Here is a 3,241-nt window from a genome sequence, read left to right as displayed (position 1 = left end):
CACCTACGTCAACCACGAGGCCGAGCGCCTCCTGAAGCACCGACGCGAGGAACTGCTGGGCCGCGACCACTGGGAAGCCATGCCCCTCTCCGTGGGGACCCCCCTGGAGCGGGCGAACCGCCGCGCGGCCGCCGAGCGCATTCCCCTGGCCTTCGAGGAGCACGACGTCCTGGAGGACCACTGGTTCGACATCCGCGTCTACCCCACCCCGGAAGGGCTCGCCGTCTTCTTCCGGGACATCACCGAGCGCAAGCGCGCCGAGCAGTTCCGGGATCGGCTGGTGGGCATCGTCAGCCATGATCTGCGCAGCCCGCTCCAGAGCATCTCCCTGGGGGCCGAGCTGCTGCTGCGCCGCGAGGACGTCCCCGCGACCGCGCTCGCCGGGGTGCGCCGCATCGTCCGGAGCGCGGATCGCATGGCGCGGATGATCACCGACCTGCTCGACTTCACCCGGGCCCGGGTGGGCGGCGGCATCCCCCTGCGGCGCCAATCCACCCGGCTGGTGGAGCTGGTGCGCACCACGCTCGAGGAGTTCGAGGCGACGCACCCGGAGCGCATCGTGCTGACCCATGGCCGGGGCCCGTATGCCGGGGAGTGGGATCCGGATCGGCTCGCCCAGATCGTCTCCAACCTGGTGGGCAATGCGCTCCAGCACGGCGCCCCGCACACCCCGGTGGAGGTGGCCCTCCGGGACGAGGGGCCCGAGGTCGTCCTCACCGTGACGAACCAGGGCGCTCCCATCCCCGAGGCCCTGCGGCCCCACGTCTTCGATCCCTTCCGGCGCGCCGTGCACGGCGGGCGCCAGGGGCTGGGCCTGGGGCTCTACATCGTGCAGCAGATCGTCCTGGCCCACGGGGGCTCCATCACCGTGTGCTCCAGCGAGACCACCGGCACCACCTTCACCGTGCGGCTCCCCCACCACCCCGCTCGCCCCTGAAGCCGGCGTCAAGCATTCGTGTCGTCCGGTGGATTTTTTGACGATCCCCTCGCCTGCCCCCCTAATGCGCCCACAGGCCAGTAGTGGCCTGTAGCAGCCCCGAGGAGGAAGTCCCGATGCAGGATGCCAGCGCCAGCCCGATGAGCTCCGAGGTCACCCCGACCTCGAACGACTCGAACGGTCCCGACGCCACCGAGGCCGTGGTCTCCACCCACGTGCTCGTGCCCATCGAGCAGGTGCACAAGCTGCGCGAGCTCGCGCGCCGCACCCGCATCCACCAGAGCGAGTACCTCCGCGAGGCCGTGGAAGATCTGCTCTCCAAGTACGGCCGTCTGGCCAACGGCGGAGGCGAGGAGTGAGAGCCGCCCTCCCCCTTCAGGGACGCAACGCCGCCCTCGTGCGCGAGAAGGCGCCGCCTCCCGCGTTGGACGTCAGCCGTGGCTTCGGGGCGCGGAGCGCTTCCGAGCGCCCGCCCTCCATCCGCGAGACGATCATCCGCTGGCTCAACGAGGAGCTGTGACGCGGGGCCGAGGGTAGCGCCCTCGCCCCCCGCGGGAAGGTGACTCAGGCCGAGGGGACCGAGGCCCGCTGCTGCTTGTCGGCGGCCTGCTGCTCCTTGTTGGCCGCCTGCTGCTCGTTGCCCAGCTTCCCGGCGAGGTCCTTGAAGGACAGGTGCCCCAGCGACATGAGCACCACGCCAAAGCCGATCTGCTGCACCGTCTGGCACAGCCACAGCACGTTCGCGTACGCCAGCCCGCTGCCGTTCACCACCGAGGCCGGCACGAAGAGCGACAGCCCCACCTTGATGGCGGCCTGGAAGGTGCCCACCATGCCCGGCGCCGCGGGAATCATCACCCCCACCACCAGCACCGCCATCACCACGTACGCCTGGAACAGGCTCAGGTTCAGGCCGAACGCCCGCGACAGCAGCGCCATCCCCGCGCCGTTCAGCCCCCAGTACAGCACCGTGTACAGGAAGAAGAGCGCCATCTGGCGGCGATCCGGCAACTGCCGCATCGCCCCCACGAAGGTGTCGACGATGTCCGCCATCTTGTCCGCCACGCCCGGCGCCAGCCGGCCCACCGTGGCCCGCACCAGCTGCACCGCGCGCGCCTGGTGCCACACGGCAAAGAGCAGGAAGGTCAGCCCGCCGCCGAAGACCGCGAACATCACGTTCGCGCCCAGCTTCACGTAGCGGACCTCGGGCACCTCCGCCGGCACGAAGAAGAGCAGCACCCGCATCATCAACGCGATGGACATGCCGTCCGTGATGCGCTCCAGCACCACCGACGTCATCGCCGCACTGCGGCGGATGGAACTGCGCTGGGCAATGAGGAAGGGCCGCGCGAACTCACCCAGGCGGAACGGCAGCACCAGCAGCATCATGAAGCCGATGCCCGAGGCCTCGTTCAGCTTGCGGAACGGCACCCGCTCCATCCCCGACAGCAGGCAGCCCCACCGCAGCGTCCGCGCCACGTGGACGAGCGACAGGATGACGAGGTACGGCAACACCCACAGGTAGTTGGCCGACTTGAGGCTGGCCACCTGGGAGTGCCAATCCGTTTCCCGGAAGGCCCACCAGGAGAAGACGAGGGTGACGAGCAGGCTGGCGATCAGCTTGACGGCGCGATTCACAGGCGCCCCTATATCGTCACCGCCCTCCGGACTCCAGGGGTTCCCCCGCCAGCAAGCGCCCCGGCGAGGTGGCCATCAGCCGGATGAAGGTCCGCTCGCCCCCCCTGCTCCGCAGCTCCTCCAGCGCCTTTCCCACCCACTCCCGAGCCCCCACCGGGCCGTGCAGGTCCGTGGCTCCCACGGCGTACAGCCCGTCCTCCAGGAAGGTCCGCGCGAGCTTCCTCGCCGTCCCTCCATACCGGCCAGTCAGCGCTCCCACGTCCAGTTGCAGCAGGGCCCCGGCCTGGACCGCCTCCGCCGCCCGGCCCTTGCGCTCGAACTCCAGGCAGCGCTCCGGGTGCGCCAACACCGGCGTCACCCCCTTGAGGCGGATGCGGAAGAGGATGTCCGTCAGCGCCGGCACCGGCGAGGTGTAGGGCAGCTCCACCAGCACGTACTTCCCCGCTCCCAGCAGCCGCGCCTCCGGCGTCCCCAGCCCGCGCACGAAGGCCTCGTCCAGGTAGTTCTCCGCGTTCACCCCCAGTGCGAGCTTCACCCCCGCCCGCTCCAGCGCCTCGCGCAGCTCCGCGCGCCGCGCCTCCACCAGCTCCCGGGAGAACGAGGGGTACTCGGGCCGCGCGTGGGGGCTGGGCGCCGCCGTGGTGAAGCCCAGGTCCACCAGCGCCCGCG

At 70.8% G+C, this 3,241-nt stretch carries 5 protein-coding genes; 3 read left to right on the top strand and 2 right to left on the bottom strand.

The genetic code is table 11. From position 1 onward, the window contains the following. The 3 genes from VF697_RS09360 to VF697_RS09350 form a co-directional block, all read left to right on the top strand. Positions 1–937 (top strand): PAS domain-containing sensor histidine kinase (locus VF697_RS09360; protein ID WP_331093412.1); only part of this gene is annotated, 937 nt, incomplete at its 5' end. A 116-nt stretch (positions 938–1,053) separates the two neighbouring features. After that, entirely contained in the window at positions 1,054–1,296 is a 243-nt protein-coding gene (locus tag VF697_RS09355; RefSeq protein ID WP_331093410.1) for a ribbon-helix-helix domain-containing protein, read from the top strand. Further along, positions 1,293–1,457, top strand: coding sequence for a hypothetical protein (locus VF697_RS09350; RefSeq protein ID WP_331093408.1), 165 nt, complete (start codon positions 1,293–1,295; stop codon positions 1,455–1,457). The genes VF697_RS09355 and VF697_RS09350 overlap by 4 nt, the downstream gene beginning before the upstream one ends. Before the next feature lie 44 nt (positions 1,458–1,501). Here the strand turns inward: VF697_RS09350 and VF697_RS09345 are convergent, their stop codons facing one another. Both VF697_RS09345 and VF697_RS09340 read right to left on the bottom strand, forming a co-directional pair. Continuing rightward, a complete protein-coding gene (locus tag VF697_RS09345; RefSeq protein WP_331093406.1) occupies positions 1,502–2,572 on the bottom strand; it encodes a lysylphosphatidylglycerol synthase transmembrane domain-containing protein in 1,071 nt (356 codons plus the stop codon). A 16-nt stretch (positions 2,573–2,588) separates the two neighbouring features. After that, positions 2,589–3,241, bottom strand: a 653-nt coding sequence (locus VF697_RS09340) for a tyrosine-protein phosphatase (protein WP_331093404.1), incomplete at its 5' end; no start/stop codon positions are given.

Source organism: Archangium sp. (genome assembly GCF_036388035.1).
GTDB lineage: Bacteria > Myxococcota > Myxococcia > Myxococcales > Myxococcaceae > Archangium.
This window is presented reverse-complemented; position numbering and strand designations above follow the sequence as displayed.